Origin of the sequence: Oleomonas cavernae (assembly GCF_003590945.1) — a bacterium.
Taxonomy (GTDB): Bacteria; Pseudomonadota; Alphaproteobacteria; order Zavarziniales; family Zavarziniaceae; genus Zavarzinia; species Zavarzinia cavernae.
The window spans coordinates 1-16,015 of the sequence record NZ_QYUK01000008.1 but is presented as its reverse complement, the minus strand read 5'-3'; the positions used below and the strand labels follow the sequence as shown (position 1 = coordinate 16,015).

The following is a 16,015-nucleotide window of genomic DNA, read 5'->3' as shown; positions in this document are numbered from 1 at the left end:
AGAAACATGACGCCGGATGACCTGCTCTACAAACCGGGCCTGCTCAAGGGCCAGCGCATCCTGATCACCGGCGGCGGTTCGGGCCTGGGCAAGGTGATGGCCGAGGCCTGCCTGATCCTGGGGGCGGAGGTCTATATCTGCGGCCGGCGCGGCGGCCTGCTGGACGAGACGGCGGCGGAACTGATGGCGGCCCATGGCGGCAAGGTCGTGGGCATCCCGTGCGACATCCGCTCGCATGAAGCGATTGCCGAGATGGTCGAGCACATATGGGCCGACGGCGGCCCCTTGACCGGCCTCGTCAACAATGCCGCCGGCAATTTCATCAGCCGGACGCAGGACCTCTCGCCGCGCGGTTTCGACGCGATCTCCAACATCGTGTTTCGCGGCTCGTTCCTCACCACGCTCGAATGCGGCAAGCGCTGGATCGCCGAAGGCACCACGGCCTCGGTGGTCTCGATCGTGGCGACCTGGGTGTGGAACGGCTCGCCCTTCACCGTACCCTCGGCCATGTCCAAGGCGGGCGTCAACGCCATGACCCAGTCCCTGGCCGTCGAATGGGGCGACAAGGGCATCCGCTTCAACGCGATCGCGCCCGGGCCCTTCCCGACCGAGGGCATGTCCAAGCGCCTGAACCCCACCGCGGGCGGCGAGTCCTTCTCGGACATGAAGGGCAACCCCATGGGCCGGGTGGGCATGATGCCGGAACTGGCCAATCTGGCTGTCTATCTGCTGGCGCCGGGGTCCGAGTATGTGAATGGCCAGACCATTGCCATCGACGGCGGCGCCTATCTGGCCAGCGGCGCCAACTTCAATGCCTTGCGCCAGTGGGGCGACGACGACTGGCGCAAAGCCCGGGAAGCCATCGCGGCCACCAATGCGGCCGACCGGTCGAAGCGCACGGCTTGATCTTGGTGAGACGTTATGCGTCCTTCGAGACGCCATGCTTCGCCTGGCTCCTCAGGATGAGGAAAGTCTTTTTGCCAAAGAGATTTTCCTCATCCTGAGGAGGCCCGAAGGGCCGTCTCGAAGGACGCACCCCGCTTGTGCAATCACCGAATGGCGGCCAGGCCCTTGGTGATGCCGCGGGTCAGGATCAGGCGCACGATGGTGGCGACCAGGGGGAACTTGCCCTCGAAGTCGATGGTGTAGTGCAGCTTCGAGCCCGTCCCGGTGCTGCTGAAGCGCATGATGCCGTGGTGGTTCCGCAAGGGCCCGCCCTTGGTGATCTTGTATTCGATCAGGGCGTTTTCCTGATAGGCGGTGACGGTTTCCTCCAGGGGGCCGGCGCCCGGCATCTGCACCCGGCGGACCGAGCCCGTGCCGTTGCGGCTGGTGTCGCCGTCGCGCAGGCGGGTGATCTTGGCGGGCGCGAAAACCGTGGACAGGTTCTCGTGCTCCGCCAGATAGGCGAACAGCCGTTCGACCGGCATGGCGAAGTCTTTCGTGATGTCGATCTGATGGGCCATGTCGGGTCCTTCAATTGGGTTGGACGATGATCTTGATGTGCGCTTCTGGCTTGGCAAGGGTTTCGAAGGCGCCGGGCGTGCCGGCCAGGTCGACCGTGCCGGTGACGAAGGGCGTGGCATCGACCGTGCCCTGCGCCAGCAGGGACAGGGACTGGGCGAATTCGATCGGCGAATAGCCCAGCACGAAGCGCAGGTCCAGTTGCTTGTTGATGGCCAGCGCCGGCTCGATCTTGTCGCTTTCCATGCACACCCCCACCACCACGATCTGGGACAGCGGGGCCGCGCCCTCCATCACCTGCTGCAGCAGGCCGGGCACGCCGACGCATTCGAAGATCACCGCGCGTTTCGGCACCTGGCCCATCATCTGGGCCATGCCATGTTCGGCCAGGCTGGTGGGAATGCCGAAATCGGACCAGCGGCCGTAAGGGGTCTCCTCGGCCGGGTTCACCACCTTGTCGGCCCCCAGCTTCTCGGCCACCGCGCGGCGGATGGGCGAATAATCCGCGGCGATGACGGGGCCGAAGCCGCGCGCCTTCAGGCAGGCGATGATGGCCAGGCCCACCGGCCCGCAGCCGATGACCACGGCGCAGCCGGCATCGTCAAGTGCTGCCTGGTTGACGGCATGGAGGCCGACGGCCAGCGGCTCGGTCAGGGCGGCATGGGTGCTGGGCAGGCCGTTGGGCACTTCCAGCAGCATCGCCTCGGTCAGCAGCATCTGCTGGGCAAAGCCGCCGGGCAGGGTGTTGGAATAGCCGATCAGTTCCAGGCCCGTGGCGCCGAAAGTCATGGGCACGGAAACGATCCGCGTGCCGGCCTTCAAGGTGCCGGCGTTGCCGGGGCCGTGGTCCAGGATTTCGGCGCAGAATTCATGGCCGAAGACGATGTCGCGGCTGGGGTCCATGAAATCGCCGGCACCCGAGCGGCGGCCCAGCTCGGCCATCTTGTCGGCATGGTGCAGGGCATGAAGGTCCGAGCCGCAGATGCCGCAGGCCAGGGTCTTGACCAGGACCTGGCCGGCCCCCGGCGTCAGGTCGGGGATTTCGTCACAGATCAGGCGCTGTCCGCGCCGCACGACGGCTTTCATGGTGTCTCGCTCCCCACCGCGGCCCGAACGGGTATGTTTTCGTAATACGGGATCATTATTTCCGGCCGCCCCGCTGTCGTCGCACCCAGCATGTTGACGGTCAAGGGGTGAACCACATCCGGGTCGGTCATGATCTCGACGCAGGCCGCCTTGCCGGTGGCGAAGGCCCGCGCCATGGCCGGCGCGATGTCTTCATGGCGGGTGACCGTTTCGCCGTGGCAGCCAAAGCCCCGGGCGATGGCGGCATAGCTGGTCGAGCCCAGCCTGGTGATCAGGGAATAGTTGGCGCCGAACATGATCTGCTGGCCATGGATCGACATGCCCCAGACCCGGTTGTTCAGCACCACGGTGACGACGGGGAAGCCCCAGCGCATCATGGTGTCGAACTCCTGGATGTGGAAGCCCATGGCGCCGTCGCCGGTGACGTGGATCACCCGGGCCTGGGGTGCTGCCACCTGGGCGCCGATGGCAAAGCCCGGCCCGATGCCGAGGCAGCCCAGATAGCCATGGGTCAGTACCTGGCCCGGTGCTGTGGCCTGGACATGGCCGGCGACCCAGCTCGGCACCTCACCGCCGTCGAGCGCGAAGATGGCATCCTTGCCTGCTGCCGCCACCACCGCCGCGGCGGCGTGATAGGGATGGATGCCGCCCGGCCCCTCCTGTTCGGGATACATGGCGGCGCCGAAGCTCTTCAGGCTCGTAACCTCCTGCGCCCAGGCGTCGGTTTGCGACCAGAAGGTGCCCCGGCTGTGTTCCAGCAGGGCATCCAGGAACGAGCCGCAGTCGGCGGCCACCGCCACGTCGATGTCGCGAATGCGGCCGATCTCGCCGGCATCGCCGTAGACCTGGATCACCTTGGCCTCATGGGGCACGACCTGGCCGCTTCGCCCGGCCAGGTAAAGGCCCATCCGGGCGCCCAGCAGCAGCACGACATCGGGCGCCGGCCGGCCCATCAGCGGCAGGATGGCAAGGTTGCCCGGATCGCCCGCGTCCAGCGGGTGGCCGGCGGGCAGCAGGCCCGTGCCGCGGCTGTTGGCACAGACCGGGATGCCGCTGCGTTCGGCAAACAGGGCCAGGGCCTCACCGCAATCGGCGAAGCGGGCACCCCCGCCGACGATGATCACCGGACGCTCGGCGCCGGCGAGCAGGGTCAGGCAGGCCTGCGTTTCGGCCCGCGACGGCGCGGGGCGGGGGCGGACGTGCAGGCCGTTGGGCGGGGTCGCGTCGGCATCCTCGACGCTCATGTGCAGCACGTCGATCGGCAGTTCCAGCACCACGGCGCCCGGCCGGCCGGTGGTCGCCTTGCGGATGGCCATGGCAGTCAGGTCGGGGATGCGTTCGGTGTTGGTGATGCGGTGGGCCCACTTGGTCGCCGGCGTCGCCATGGCGATCTGGTCGAAGCCGCCTTGCAGCGGGTTCGTCTCGGCCTCGCGCAGGGGTGGCGCGCCGATGATGAACAAGGTGGGCGAGGCGTCGAGGTTGGCGTTGACGATGGCCGACATGGCATTGGCAAAGCCGGGGCCTGCCGTGATCACGCACACGCCCAGCTTGCCCGTCACCCTTGCATAGGCGTCGGCGGCATGGCCGGCGGCGGCCTCGTGACGGAAGTCGACCAGTTCCAGGTCGTGATCGATGCAGCCGCGATAAAAGGCTTCCAGATGCCCGCCGTGCAGGGCGAAGATCTTGCTCACGCCCGCGGCCTTCAGGGTGCGGGCCAGCAGTTCGCCCCCGGTCTTGAGGTTGCTCATCCTGTCGTCTCCCGGATCTGGCGCCTTGGCGGCGCCGTTGCCGGCAACGAAGCACGCATATTGCTAACGCGTCAACAAATATGTAAGGTCGAGCCATGCCGATCCGCGCCCCTTCCGCCCGCCGTCCCCGCCGCTCGCAGAGCGACCGAAGAGCTCAGTCCGACCGCCTGCTGCTGCAGGCTGCGGCGGAACTGATCGCCCGCAGGGGCTACGGCGCCACCACCCTGGAACAGATCGGCCAGCGCGCCGGCTACAGCCGCGGCCTGGTCACCCAGAAGTTCGGCTCCAAGGAAGGGCTGGTGCGCGCCCTGGTCACCGTGCTGCACCAGGAACTGGACGATGTCCTGGACGGCCAACTGGCCGGCGGGATCAGCGGCCTGGAGGCCATCCTGCGCATCGTCGATGTCTATGTCCGCATCTTCTCCGAGGCCGAGTTGAAGGCGGCGCCCGAACGGGTCGTCTCGGTCCAGGCCTACTATGTGCTGATGTCGGAGTCGGTGGGCGTGATCCCCGAGGTGCGGGAATTCTTCGTCGAGGCCAATGTCCGCTTCCGCGCCCGGCTGGAAACGCATCTCAGCCTCGCGCAGGACAGCGGCGCCATGCGCGCGAACCTCAGCCCCGCCACGGCGGCGGCGATGATTCAAAGCGCCCTGAGCGGCCTTACCCTGCTGTGGCTGGTGGACCGGAATGCCTTCGACCTGGACGAGGGGCGGACGGCCCTGGTGGAAACCATCAGGCGAACGCTCATCCCCTGATGCCCATGCTTCAGCTTCGGTCGCGGGGAAGGACGCAAAACGTTACGCCAATCCAATTCCCCATCAGAAGGTGAAGTGACATGTCACGCTTTGAAGACAAGGTCGTCCTGATCACCGGGGCGGCCTCCGGCATCGGTGCCGCGGCGGCCCGCCGGTTTGCCAGGGAAGGCGCCAGCGTGGTCGTCGCCGATCTCAACGCAGAGGCGGCGGCGGCAACCGCGGCGGCGATCCGCGAGGCGGGCGGCAAGGCGGTGGGGCTGGCGGTCGATGTCGGCAATGAATTGCAGGTGGGCCAGGCGATCACCTCGACGGTCGAGAAATTCGGCCGGCTCGACGTGCTGGTCAACAACGCCGGCATCGGCTCGTTCGGCCGGGTCGACATGCTCTCGACCGAGGAATGGCGCCGGGTGATGGCGGTCGATCTCGATGCCGTGTTCTTCGCCTGCCGTGCCGCCCTGCCGCACCTGGCGCAGGTGCGCGGCGCCATCGTCAGCACCGCGTCGATTTCGGGGACCGCGGCCGACTACGGCTTTGCCGCCTACAACGCCGCCAAGGCGGCGGTGATCAACCTGACGCGCGCCATCGCCATCGACCATGCGGGCGAGGGCGTGCGCGCCAACAGCATCTCGCCCGGCTATGTCGTCACGCCGCTGACCGCGCCCTTGCAGGCCGACGACCGCATCGGCGAGGCTTACCGCCAGCTCATCCCGCTGGGCCGGCCCTCGATGCCGGAGGAGCAGGCGGCGGCGATCCTGTTCCTGGCCTCCGACGATGCGAGCTACATCACCGGTGCCAACCTGATCGTCGACGGCGGCCTGACCGCGGCCACCGGCCAGCCCAATTTCGTGCGCATCTTCGCCGGGGCCAACTAGAGCCGAACAAACCCGAGTAGAGGGGGAGGCATCCCTCCCGGTACCATTCAACGACAAGAATAGTGGAGGAGAGATCATGGACCTTGCCCTGAGTGCCAAGGACGAGGCCTTCCGTGACGAGGTGCGGGGCTTCCTCGATGCCAGGCTGAACGATCGCCTGCGCGAGGCGGCGCGGCTGTCGACCAGCGTCTATACCGATCGCGAGACCATGCGCGAATGGCACACCATCCTCCACGCCCAAGGCTGGATCGCGCCGGCCTGGCCAGTCGAATACGGCGGCTGCGGCTGGTCGGTGATCCAGCGCTATATCTTCGCGATCGAATTGGCGCGGGCCAATGCGCCGGGCCTGTCGCCCATGGGGCTTGGCATGTGCGGGCCGGTGCTGATCGGCCACGGCAGCGCGGAACAGAAGGCGTTCTATCTGCCGCGCATCCTCTCAGGCGAAGATTTCTGGTGCCAGGGCTATTCCGAGCCGGGTGCCGGCTCCGATCTTGCCGCCCTGCAGATGAGTGCCGTCGACGACGGCGACCACTTCATCTGCTTCGGCTCGAAGATCTGGACCACTCACGGCCAGTATGCCAACCGCATCTTCTGCCTGGTGCGCACCGACAGGAGCGGCCCGCCCCAGCGCGGCATCACCTTCATCCTGATCGACATGGACACGCCGGGCATCGAGGTCAGCCCGCTGATCATGCTCACCGGCGAACATGTCCAGAACCAGATCTTCTTCACCGATGTCCGTGTCCCCAGGGCCAATGTGGTGGGCCGCATCGGCGACGGCTGGACGGTCGCCAAATACCTGCTGGAATTCGAGCGCGGCGGCAATGCCTATGCCCCCTCGCTCCATGTCCGCCTCGACAAGATCCGCGCCATGGCCCGGGCGGAACAGGCGGGCGACGGCACCGCGCTGATCGATGACAGCAACTTCGCCCGGAAACTCGCCGAGGCCGCGGTGGAGATCATGGCGCTCGAATATACCGAGCATCGGGTGATGTCGGCTCTCTCCCAAGGCGGCACCCCGGGCATGCAGGCCTCGCTCATGAAGACCCGCGGCACCGAGATGAGCCAGCGCCTGACCGAACTGGCGATCGAGGCTGCGGCCTATTACACGGCGCCGTTCCAGCCCCATGCGATCAACCCGGCCGGCCCGGTCCCGGGCCACGCGCCGCCGGGCGGCAATGCCGCGCCCATCGGCCCCGACCATTCCCTGACCGTGATGGCCAAATACCTCAACGACCGGGCCGGCTCGATCTATGCCGGGTCGAACGATATCCAACGCAACATCATGGCCAAGGTGATGGGCCTGTAGCGTCCCGCTGTGATCCGCATCACAGGCGGCGCGGCCCTGTATTCTTTCCCCGGCACAACCGCGCTATGGTGTCGCCGTCGTTGCGCCACCGGCAGGGCGGCGTGCGCATTGAGGTGGGGAGATCTCGGATGGCAATCCTTCGTGCCGCCTGGGCGGCATCAGGGCTCCTGGCCGGTCTGCTGATCGGCCTGATGCCGATCGGTGCCGGCGACGTTGCCCGCGCTGATACGGCCGCCGCCGGCCTGGTGCTCAACCTTCGCGGGAGTGCCGAGGCGACCAGGGAAACCGTCCAGCGGCCGCTGTCGCCGGAAGATTCCGTCTTCACCGGCGATGCGGTGGCCACGGGCGCCAAGTCCCGGATCGAAATCCGCCTGGGCCGCGATACCACCATCGCCATCGGCGAGAACGGCCGGGTCAAGATCGACGATTTCCTGGCCGAAGCGGGCGGGGAAATTTCGCTCGAGGCCGGGGCCCTGATGCTCGACAAGGATCCCGAAAGCGTTGCCCGGCCGATCAAGGTCAACAGCGACTTCGGCCAGATCGCGGTGCGCGGCACCAATTTCTTCGCCGGCCCCAGCCGGGGAAGCTTCGGCGTGCTGCTGCTCCGCGGCCACGTCGTGGTCACGGCTGCCGGCACCAGCGTGGAACTGAAGGCCGGCGAGGGCACCGACATCGCCTATCCCGGCGCCCCGCCGTCGCCGCCCAAGGTCTGGGCGCCCGAGCGGGTCGAGGAGGCCCTGGCCCAACTTCGGTGAGCGGCGCCGTGTGTCTTGCCGCGTTTCGGGAGGGGGCCGATGGCTGAAGCAGATCTCGTCGAAGCCTTGCTTGCCTCGACCGAGGCCTTCGGCGCCCTCGAGCCCGAGGATCTGGCGATCTGCGCCAAGGCGTTCCGGGAGGTCCATTTCGACAGCGGGCGCATGCTGTTTGCCGTCGGCGATCCCGGCTCCATGGCCTATCTCCTGGCCGAGGGGCTGGTGCGCCTTGCCCTGACCACCGCTTCCGGTCGCGAGTTGAGCTTCCGGGTCGCCGGTCCCGGCGAGTTGATCGGCGAGATCGCGGCCTTCGACAGCGGCCCGCGGACCGCCGATGCCACCGCCATTTCGCCGGTTCGGGCCTACGGCATTTCCGCCGCCGATTTCGACCATCTATTCGAGACCCGCCCCGGCTGGCCCGCTCGGTGATACACCTGCTGTGCCGCCGCCTGCGGGCGACCACCGATCAACTGGAGGGGATCGCGCTCCACAAGATCGAGGTGCGCCTGGCGCGCTTTCTCCTGGGCCTGCTCGGCCAGCGGACCGCCCCGCCAGGGCGGCGCCTGTCGCTCGAACTCGGCTACTCGCAAAGCGAGCTGGCACGCCTCGTCGGCAGCAGCCGGTCCAAGCTGAACATGGCGCTGGGCGTGCTCGAGGATGCCGGTGCCATCAAACGCACCAGCGATCGCCTGTTCTGCGATCCCGCCATGCTCGCCCAATTCGCAGACTCGGCCGATGATTAGGCTGCTGCGCGGGAGAATCGCGGCTGCCGCCCTAGGCGCCATGGCCTGCTTCGTCGTCTATGTCGCCTTCACCCTGTTGTTGCCGGACGTCCGGCAAAACCTGGAGGAGCGGGCGACGGATCTCACGCTGGGCCTGGCGATGGAACTTGTGGCGACACCGGCGCCAGGGTCCACCCCGGTGGTGGTGATCGATATCGACGCGGCGAGTACCGGTGCCATCGGCGCTTGGCCCTGGCGGCGTTCGCTGCTGGCCGATCTCGTCGACAAGGCCGCTGCCGCCGGTGCCGTCGCGATCGCGATCGACATTCTGTTCGCCGACCCGGACCAGCGCTCGCCGGCGGCCCTGGCGCGCCGGCTGGGCCAGATGGTCGAGGACCCGTCGCTCGCCGCTTTGGCGGATCGCCTCGACGACGACGACAGGCGCTTCGCCCAGGCCCTGGGAGGCAGGCCGACGGTGCTGGGCTTTGCCCTGACGCCGACGGCGGCCAAGACGGTGCGCGGCGCCCCCGTCCTGGTGCGCGGCCGCGCAGGCCTTGACGGGATGTGGCGCTTTGCGGGGGCCGATGCACCGACCGAGGTGCTGGCGGCGGCCGCCACTGGCAGCGGTTGCCTGGCCCTGCCGGGCGACAGCGACGGGATCGTCCGCCGGTTACCCCTGTTCGTCGGCGTCGGCGACGAAATCCGCCCTGGACTCGCGCTCGAAGCCGTGCGCGTGGGGGTGGGCGCTTCGCTCTACAAACTCGACGGCGGGCAGGGTCGGTTTGCCACCGGCAGCATCACCGGCGCCCTGGCCGCCGATGCGATGCTCAGGCTGCCGCCATTGGCTGCGACCCCGCCGATAAAGGCGATCCCGGCCCGTGACGTGCTGGCGGCGAACGGGCCTGTGGCGGCACTTGCCGGCGCGATCGTCTTCATCGGGGGCTCGGCGCCGGAACTGGGGGCCTGCGGGCGACAGCGGGCGCGTCGCTGACCCCGTCGGTCATGATCCATGCCGCCGCCGCACGGCAGATCCTGCAGGGCTTCGTCCCGCGGACATCGGCGCTGCTCCAGCGCTACGCCTATATCGTCGCGGGTCTGGCCGGACTGGTCGGCGTGGCCATCCCTTTGCTGCTGCCGCCGCTCGCCGGTGCGGGCGTCATGCTGGCGGCGATCGCGGCTTTCGCGGTGTTCGTGGTCAATGCCGCCGCCGGCGGCGTTCTGATCGAGCCCGCTTTGGCCCTGGTGCTGGCCGCAACCGGCTATGTGGTCACGGCGATCCTGGCCTTCGCCTTCCAGCACCGGCGCGAGCGGCACATTCGCCGGCGCTTCGAGCAGCATCTCTCGCCCCACGTCGTCGCGATGATCGCCCGTGATCCTTCCCTGCTGAAACTCAAAGGTCAGCGCCGCGAGGTGACGGCCATGTTCACCGATATCGCCAACTTCACCGGCCTGACCCATGGCACCGATCCGGAGACGCTGGTGGCCATGCTCGACGCCTATTTCGGCGGCATGTCCGAGATCGTCGTGGCCCATGGCGGCATGGTCGACAAGTTCGTCGGCGACGCCATCCATGCCCTGTTCAATGCCCCGCTGGAGCAGCCCGGGCACGCGCAAGCCGCCGTGCGCTGCGCCCTGGCGCTCCACGCCTGGAGCGAGGCGTTCCGCCGCCGGGAGGTGCCGGCGGCCCTGGGCTTCGGCCATACGCGGATCGGCGTCGAGACCGGCGAGGTGATCGTCGGCGATGTCGGCACGGGCTCGAAGCTCGACTATACCGCCTATGGCGACACGGTGAATGCCGCCGCAAGGCTCGAGGCAGCGAACAAGGAACTGGGCACGATGATCTGCGTCGGGCCCGGCACGGCCGCCCGGTGCCCGGCCGGGCTGCTGCGCCCGGGCAAGACCATCCAGTTGCGCGGCTTCGACGTGCCGATACAGGTTTTCGAGCCTGTTACCCAGGGGACAGGCGGCTCACAGGTGCCATGATACGACTTGTTCCTGAGGGCTGAGAGGCGCCGCCACGCTAGAGCGGACTGTCCGACCCGGTTCCTCGCTGTTACGGTTGCTTGCCGCTGCGTTTCACGCGGTCGCGTTGGGGAATGTGTTCAATCCGGTGTGTTGTAGCCAGCCGCGGCTTGCGGCAGGCAACGCCCCCTGCGGTCCGGCAAGCCCGGTTTGTTTGCGTGGCCTCACTCAGGTCTGCACTGAACACAGGAGACGGCAATGGCCGACATTCGTGGGACGACTTCCGGCAACACGCTCGACAGCGCCGACGGCGTCACCAGCGGTGATGACGAGATCTATGGCCGCGGCGGCGACGACGTCGTTTTCGGCTGGGCGGCGATGATTTCATCGCCGCGCATGACGCCGGCGGAGCGGCGGCCCGGCCCGCACCCCGTTCAATGCCTTCCTGCACGGCTTCAGCACCTGGAGCAGCGGCGGCGACGACGAATTCCACGGCGGCTCGGGCGACGACACGCTGATCGGCGACGGTGGCGACGACACCCTGTTCGGCGACGGCGACGACGACACGCTCCAGGGCGGCCAGGGCAACGACACGCTGGACGGCGGCTCGGGCAACGACATCCTGATCGACGACACCGGCAACGAAGTCATCCGCGGCGGCACCGGCACGGACACGGTGCGCTACAACATCAGCGGCAGCAGCGATGCCGAGCCGACGGACTCCGAGCCCTTGTTCCCGTGGGCGTAAAGGGCGTGTTCGTCGACATGGAAACGGGCCGCTCGGGTTTTGCCTTCGACGATCCCGCCGACAACCGCATTTTCGACGTCCGCTACGACAGCGCCGAAATCTTCGAACTGGGTTCGCGCAATGACGAATTCCACGGCAACAACGCCAGCCAGACCATCCGTGGCCAGGGCGGTGACGATGTGCTCGAAGGACGCGGCGGCGGCGACACGCTGGACGGCGGCACGGGCAGCGATACGGCGAGCTATGAAAGCGCGCCAAGCGCCGTCTTCGTCACCCTGCGCTTCGGCGACATCAACATCATTTCCGGCGCCTCCGACGAACTGGGCGACAGCCTGATCAGCATCGAGAACCTGACCGGTTCGCGCTTCGACGACGGGCTGACCGGCGGCGACGGCGCCAACATTCTCAAAGGCCTGAACGGCAACGATTTCCTGGATGGCCGCGGCGGCGCCGACCGGCTGGACGGCGGCGGCAATACCGACACCGCCGACTACCAGGCCTCGAACGCGGCGATCAACATCTCGACCGACGGCACCGCGGGCAGCGGCGGCTTTGCCGCGGGCGACCGCCTGACCAGCATCGAGAACATCATCGGTTCCAGCTTCAACGACGTGATCAGCGGCCACAGCAACGCCATCAACAATGTCTTCGAGGGGCGGGGCGGCAACGACAATCTCTTCGGCGTGGCCGGCGACGATATCCTCGCGGGCGGCACCGGCATCAACCTGATCGATGGCGGCACGAGTGTCGACACGGTCAGCTACCGCGACATCGCGGGGCCGGTCAGCGTCTCGCTGCAGGACTTCGGCAACGGCGGCAGTGCTTCGGCCACCAATCTCAGCGACACGATCTTCGGCGTCGAGAATGTCGACGGCACCGATGCCGGCGACTTCGTGTTGGCCGACGCCAACGCCAACCGCCTGCGCGGCTTCGGCGGCAATGACGACCTGCGCGGCATCGGCGGCGAGGATGTGCTCGACGGCGGCGACGGCGACGACATCCTGATGGGCGGCACCAGCGGCGACCAGTTGCTGGGCGGCAAAGGCACCGATACGGCTAGCTATCGCCTGTCGGAGAAGCCGGTGCAGGTCAACCTCGCCACCGGCGAGACCGTCGGCGGTGAGGCGGCGGGCGACACCCTCTCCAGCATCGAGAACCTGATCGGTTCCTCCTTCGCCGACCGGCTGGTCGGCAACGCCTTCGCCAACGAGTTTTCCGGCCTGAACGGCAACGACACCCTGATTGGCGGCGCCGGCGCCGACCGCTTTGCCGGCGGCAGCGGCACCGATACGGTCTCCTACGAAACCTCGTCCTCGCCCATCATCCTCGACTTGGCCAACCCTGTGGTCAACACCGGCGACGCGGGTGGCGACACCTTCGACAGTATCGAACGCTTCATCGGCACCGGCGGCGCGGACATCATGTTCGGCGACGACGGCAACAACGAACTCCTGGGTGCCGGCGGGGCCGACTTCCTGTTCGGCCGCTGGGCGACGATACCCTGCGCGGCGGTGGCGCCAGCGACACGCTGGACGGCGGCGGCTGGAACGACCAGCTCTTCGGCGACGATGCCGACGACACGCTGGTGGGCGGCGCCGGATCCGACCTGCTCAACGGCGGGGCCGGGCGCGATACCGCGTCTTATTCGACGGCACCCGGGCGCATCGTCGTCGACCTGAACGACCCCACCCAGAACCGGGGCGATGCGGAAGGCGATAGCTTCGTCAGCATTGAGGTGATCACGGGCAGCACCGCCGACGATATCATCCGCGGTGCCAACGGCCTGGCGATGACGCTGATCGGGGGCGATGGCGCCGACGAACTGGTGGGCGGCAACCTCGACGATGTGCTGGAGGGCGGCCTGAAGGACGACGTCTTGACCGGCGGCATCGGTGCCGATGCGCTGCTGGGCGGGGACGGCATCGACACCGCCTCCTACGAGAATTCGATCCGCAGTGTGGTGATCGACCTGCGCCCCGGCGGGTCCCTGACCGGGGGTGACGCGGTTGGCGACACCTTCTCCTCGATCGAGGTGTTCCGCGGCACCAACTTCTCCGATGTCTTCATCGGCAACGGCCAGGATCTCACGTTCCAGGGCCTGGGCAGCGGCGACACGTTCATCGGCAGCGCGGGCCGGGAGGTCTTCGACGGCGGGCCGGGCGACGACGTGGTCACCTATGCGCTCTCCGCCGATGCCATCACGCTCGACCTGTTCGATCGCACGCAGGACACTGGCGACGTGGTGGGCGACCGTTTCCTGTCGATCGCAGCCATCAATGGCACGGCCCTCGAGGATCGCCTGAGCGGCAACGACGAGGCAAACCACTTCCAGGGCCTGAGCGACGACGATGTGATCGACGGGCGTGCCGGCAACGACATCCTGTCGGGCGACGGGGGCGACGATACGCTGATCGGCGGCCAGGGCGCGGACAGCATGGCCGGCGGCGACGGCATCGACATCGCCAGCTATCTCCAGTCCACCGGCGTGACGGTTGCCCTCGACGGGACCCTGACCGCGACGGGTGACGCCGTCGGCGACAGCATGGAGGAAATCGAGAACCTGCTCGGCTCGCGCACCGATGCCAACCGGCTGCGCGGCAACGGCGGCGTCAACGAGATCACGGGCGGCGATGCCCGCGATACTTTGGAAGGCCAGGGCGGCGACGACGTGCTGCATGGCGGCAAGGATGTCGACCGCCTGTTCGGCGGCGGCAACAACGACCGCCTGTTCGGCGAGGCCGGCGACGACATCCTGTCGGGCGGTTCCAACCGCGACACGCTGATCGGCGATGCCGGCAACGACACGCTGACCGGCGGCACCGACCTGGACCGCTTCCAGTTCACCACCCGCGAATTCGGCCGCGATACCGTGACCGACTGGCAGGGCGGCACGGACAAGCTGCGCACCAACCTGGCCGACGACCTGTCCGACTTCACCGTGACCGGCAACGGCACGACCGAGGTGGTGCTGACGCTGCTGTCCGATGTCGACAGCGTGATCGTGCTGCAAGCCGCCTCGGCCTTCACCATCACGAACACGGATTTCGAGTTCGTGTAACACGCTCGATCAAAAAGCCCTCTCCTCCTAGGAGGAGAGGGTTGGGTGAGGAGGGCGGTCGGCGTAGGGCGCGGTCCGTACCGCCGACCACCTCACCCTCCCGTCGCTTCGCGCCGGGCCCCTCCTCTCCCCCGCACGCGGCGGAGAGGGATTTTCTTACGCCGCCAGGACCATCTTCAACGCGCCGTCCAGCTTGCCGTCGAAAATGCGGTAGGCGTCCGCACCCTGGTCCAGGGTCATGCGATGAGTGATGACCCGTTCGGGCTTCAGGCGGCCGCCGGCGACCAGCGGGATCAGTTGCGGCCACATGGTCTGGACGAAGCAGCCCGCCACCCGGAAGGTCAGGGTCTTGTTGAAGGCGGTCCACAGCGGATACTTAAACGCCTGGTTCTGGTTGACGCCGAAGACCGAGATGCTGGCGCCCTGGCCGGCCAGGGCGATGGCAAGCTGGATGGTCGCGTCCGATCCCACCGCCTCGACCGAACATTGGACCATGGCCCCGCTGGTTGCCTCGCGCACGAAGGCCACGGGGTCGGTGGGGTCGACCGGGATGGCGCCCAGTTGCTGCGCCCGGGCCCGCCGCGACTCGACCAGGTCGATGGCGAAGACCTTCGCGGCGCCCAGGGCGAAGGCGCATTCGATCGCCAGCAGGCCGATCGGGCCCAGGCCGACGATGGCGACCGTCTTGCCCGGGCCGATATCGGCATTGAGGCAACCCATATAGGCGGTGGGCAGGTTGTCGTCAGCATCAGGGCCTGGTCGTCGGTGATGCCGTCGGGGATTCTCAGGGCGTTGCTGTCGGCATTGGGCACGGCGATGCCCTCCGACTGGCAGCCGGGCAGGGCGTGACCCAGGCCGTAGCACGAGATCGTGCGCTGCGGGCATTGGGCGGCCAGGCCGGCGAAGCAGGCCGGGCACTTGCCGCAACTGCCGAAATTGACCGCGGCCGAGACCATCACCCGGTCGCCGACCTTCAGCGACTTGACCCCGCTGCCCACCTCGGCGATTTCGCCCACCGCCTCGTGGCCGACGCAGAAGCCCAGGTCCGGCGTGAAGCCGTGGCCGTGATAGATGTGCAGGTCGCTGCCGCAGATGCCGCAGGCGGTCATCTTGACCACGGCACCGGTTACCCCCATCGGGGCCGCGTCCTTAACCTGGTCGCAGCGGATGTCTTTTTCGCCGTGATAGCAAAGCGCCTTCATGACCGTCGTTCCTTCCCTGCGCGTTGTATTCCGCGATCTTGAGCTTGCCCAGTTGGGACAGGTGCACCTCGTCGGGGCCGTCGGCGATGCGCAGGAACCGGTTCAGGGTGAAGAAGCCGGCGATCGGCGTATCGGCGCTCACCCCCATGCCGCCATGGGCCTGAATCGCCCGGTCGGTCACCGTCTGAGCCATCTGGGGTGCCACGATCTTGATCGCCGCGATCAGGTCGCGGCACCCTTGTTGCCGAAGCGGTCCATGTGGTCGGCGGCCTTGAGCGTCAGCAGGCGGGCCTGCTCGATCTCGCAATAGGACCGTGCGACGTCCTGGCGATGCTGC

17 protein-coding genes and 2 pseudogenes are annotated in these 16,015 nt (G+C 67.8%); 13 read left to right on the top strand and 6 right to left on the bottom strand.

Going from position 1 to position 16,015, the window contains the following annotated elements; translation table 11 throughout:
• Positions 1-6: 6 nt before the first annotated feature.
• Positions 7-906: an SDR family oxidoreductase gene (locus D3874_RS00255; protein WP_119775190.1), complete on the top strand. Its 900-nt coding sequence runs from the start codon at positions 7-9 to the stop codon at positions 904-906.
• Positions 907-1,049: 143 nt separating this feature from the next.
• Here the strand turns inward: D3874_RS00255 and D3874_RS00250 are convergent, their stop codons facing one another.
• Genes D3874_RS00250 through D3874_RS00240 form a run of 3 tightly spaced genes read right to left on the bottom strand, consistent with a single transcriptional unit; the run spans position 1,050 to position 4,298 of the window.
• A complete protein-coding gene (locus D3874_RS00250) occupies positions 1,050-1,466 on the bottom strand; it encodes an SRPBCC family protein (RefSeq protein WP_119775188.1) in 417 nt (138 codons plus the stop codon).
• A gap of 10 nt (positions 1,467-1,476) precedes the next feature.
• Positions 1,477-2,550 (bottom strand): zinc-binding dehydrogenase, encoded by a 1,074-nt coding sequence (locus tag D3874_RS00245; protein WP_119775186.1) that lies wholly within the window; start codon positions 2,548-2,550, stop codon positions 1,477-1,479.
• Complete coding sequence (locus D3874_RS00240) at positions 2,547-4,298, bottom strand: thiamine pyrophosphate-binding protein (protein WP_119775184.1); 1,752 nt, start codon at positions 4,296-4,298, stop codon at positions 2,547-2,549. The genes D3874_RS00245 and D3874_RS00240 overlap by 4 nt, the downstream gene beginning before the upstream one ends.
• Before the next feature lie 95 nt (positions 4,299-4,393).
• Here D3874_RS00240 and D3874_RS00235 point away from each other — a divergent pair, with 95 nt between their 5' ends.
• The 12 genes and pseudogenes from D3874_RS00235 (at position 4,394) to D3874_RS00190 (ending at position 14,476) form a co-directional block, all read left to right on the top strand.
• Positions 4,394-5,053 (top strand): TetR/AcrR family transcriptional regulator, encoded by a 660-nt coding sequence (locus D3874_RS00235; protein ID WP_119775182.1) that lies wholly within the window; start codon positions 4,394-4,396, stop codon positions 5,051-5,053.
• Positions 5,054-5,133: 80 nt separating this feature from the next.
• Positions 5,134-5,925 (top strand): meso-2,3-butanediol dehydrogenase, encoded by a 792-nt coding sequence (locus D3874_RS00230; protein WP_119775180.1) that lies wholly within the window; start codon positions 5,134-5,136, stop codon positions 5,923-5,925.
• A 76-nt stretch (positions 5,926-6,001) separates the two neighbouring features.
• Positions 6,002-7,234: an acyl-CoA dehydrogenase family protein gene (locus D3874_RS00225; RefSeq protein WP_119775177.1), complete on the top strand. Its 1,233-nt coding sequence runs from the start codon at positions 6,002-6,004 to the stop codon at positions 7,232-7,234.
• Positions 7,235-7,362: 128 nt separating this feature from the next.
• Positions 7,363-7,989, top strand: coding sequence for a FecR family protein (locus tag D3874_RS00220; RefSeq protein ID WP_158595753.1), 627 nt, complete (start codon positions 7,363-7,365; stop codon positions 7,987-7,989).
• Positions 7,990-8,028: 39 nt separating this feature from the next.
• Positions 8,029-8,415: a Crp/Fnr family transcriptional regulator gene (locus tag D3874_RS28280; RefSeq protein WP_158595752.1), complete on the top strand. Its 387-nt coding sequence runs from the start codon at positions 8,029-8,031 to the stop codon at positions 8,413-8,415.
• Positions 8,412-8,729 (top strand): helix-turn-helix domain-containing protein, encoded by a 318-nt coding sequence (locus D3874_RS28275; protein ID WP_158595751.1) that lies wholly within the window; start codon positions 8,412-8,414, stop codon positions 8,727-8,729. The genes D3874_RS28280 and D3874_RS28275 overlap by 4 nt, the downstream gene beginning before the upstream one ends.
• Positions 8,722-9,699 (top strand): CHASE2 domain-containing protein, encoded by a 978-nt coding sequence (locus D3874_RS00210; RefSeq protein ID WP_158595750.1) that lies wholly within the window; start codon positions 8,722-8,724, stop codon positions 9,697-9,699. Before D3874_RS28275 ends, D3874_RS00210 begins: the two co-directional genes overlap by 8 nt.
• An 11-nt stretch (positions 9,700-9,710) precedes the next feature.
• Positions 9,711-10,691: an adenylate/guanylate cyclase domain-containing protein gene (locus D3874_RS00205; RefSeq protein ID WP_119775168.1), complete on the top strand. Its 981-nt coding sequence runs from the start codon at positions 9,711-9,713 to the stop codon at positions 10,689-10,691.
• A 237-nt stretch (positions 10,692-10,928) separates the two neighbouring features.
• Positions 10,929-11,042, top strand: a pseudogene (locus D3874_RS31785) (hypothetical protein); the annotation flags it as partial.
• Between the two features lie 73 nt (positions 11,043-11,115).
• Positions 11,116-11,418: a calcium-binding protein gene (locus tag D3874_RS31780; protein WP_408899953.1), complete on the top strand. Its 303-nt coding sequence runs from the start codon at positions 11,116-11,118 to the stop codon at positions 11,416-11,418.
• A complete protein-coding gene (locus tag D3874_RS28270; protein ID WP_233559770.1) occupies positions 11,409-13,097 on the top strand; it encodes a calcium-binding protein in 1,689 nt (562 codons plus the stop codon). Before D3874_RS31780 ends, D3874_RS28270 begins: the two co-directional genes overlap by 10 nt.
• Positions 13,004-14,476 (top strand): calcium-binding protein, encoded by a 1,473-nt coding sequence (locus D3874_RS00190; protein WP_119775166.1) that lies wholly within the window; start codon positions 13,004-13,006, stop codon positions 14,474-14,476. The genes D3874_RS28270 and D3874_RS00190 overlap by 94 nt, the downstream gene beginning before the upstream one ends.
• Before the next feature lie 156 nt (positions 14,477-14,632).
• Here D3874_RS00190 and D3874_RS28960 read toward each other — a convergent pair whose 3' ends face one another.
• The 3 genes and pseudogenes from D3874_RS28960 to D3874_RS29800 form a co-directional block, all read right to left on the bottom strand.
• Positions 14,633-15,196: a zinc-binding dehydrogenase gene (locus D3874_RS28960; RefSeq protein ID WP_199698857.1), complete on the bottom strand. Its 564-nt coding sequence runs from the start codon at positions 15,194-15,196 to the stop codon at positions 14,633-14,635.
• Positions 15,197-15,312: 116 nt separating this feature from the next.
• A pseudogene (locus tag D3874_RS31775) lies at positions 15,313-15,585 on the bottom strand (alcohol dehydrogenase catalytic domain-containing protein); the annotation flags it as partial.
• Between the two features lie 40 nt (positions 15,586-15,625).
• On the bottom strand, positions 15,626-15,985 hold the full coding sequence (locus D3874_RS29800; protein ID WP_408899952.1) for an acyl-CoA dehydrogenase family protein: 360 nt from the start codon (positions 15,983-15,985) through the stop codon (positions 15,626-15,628).
• Positions 15,986-16,015 lie beyond the last annotated feature (30 nt).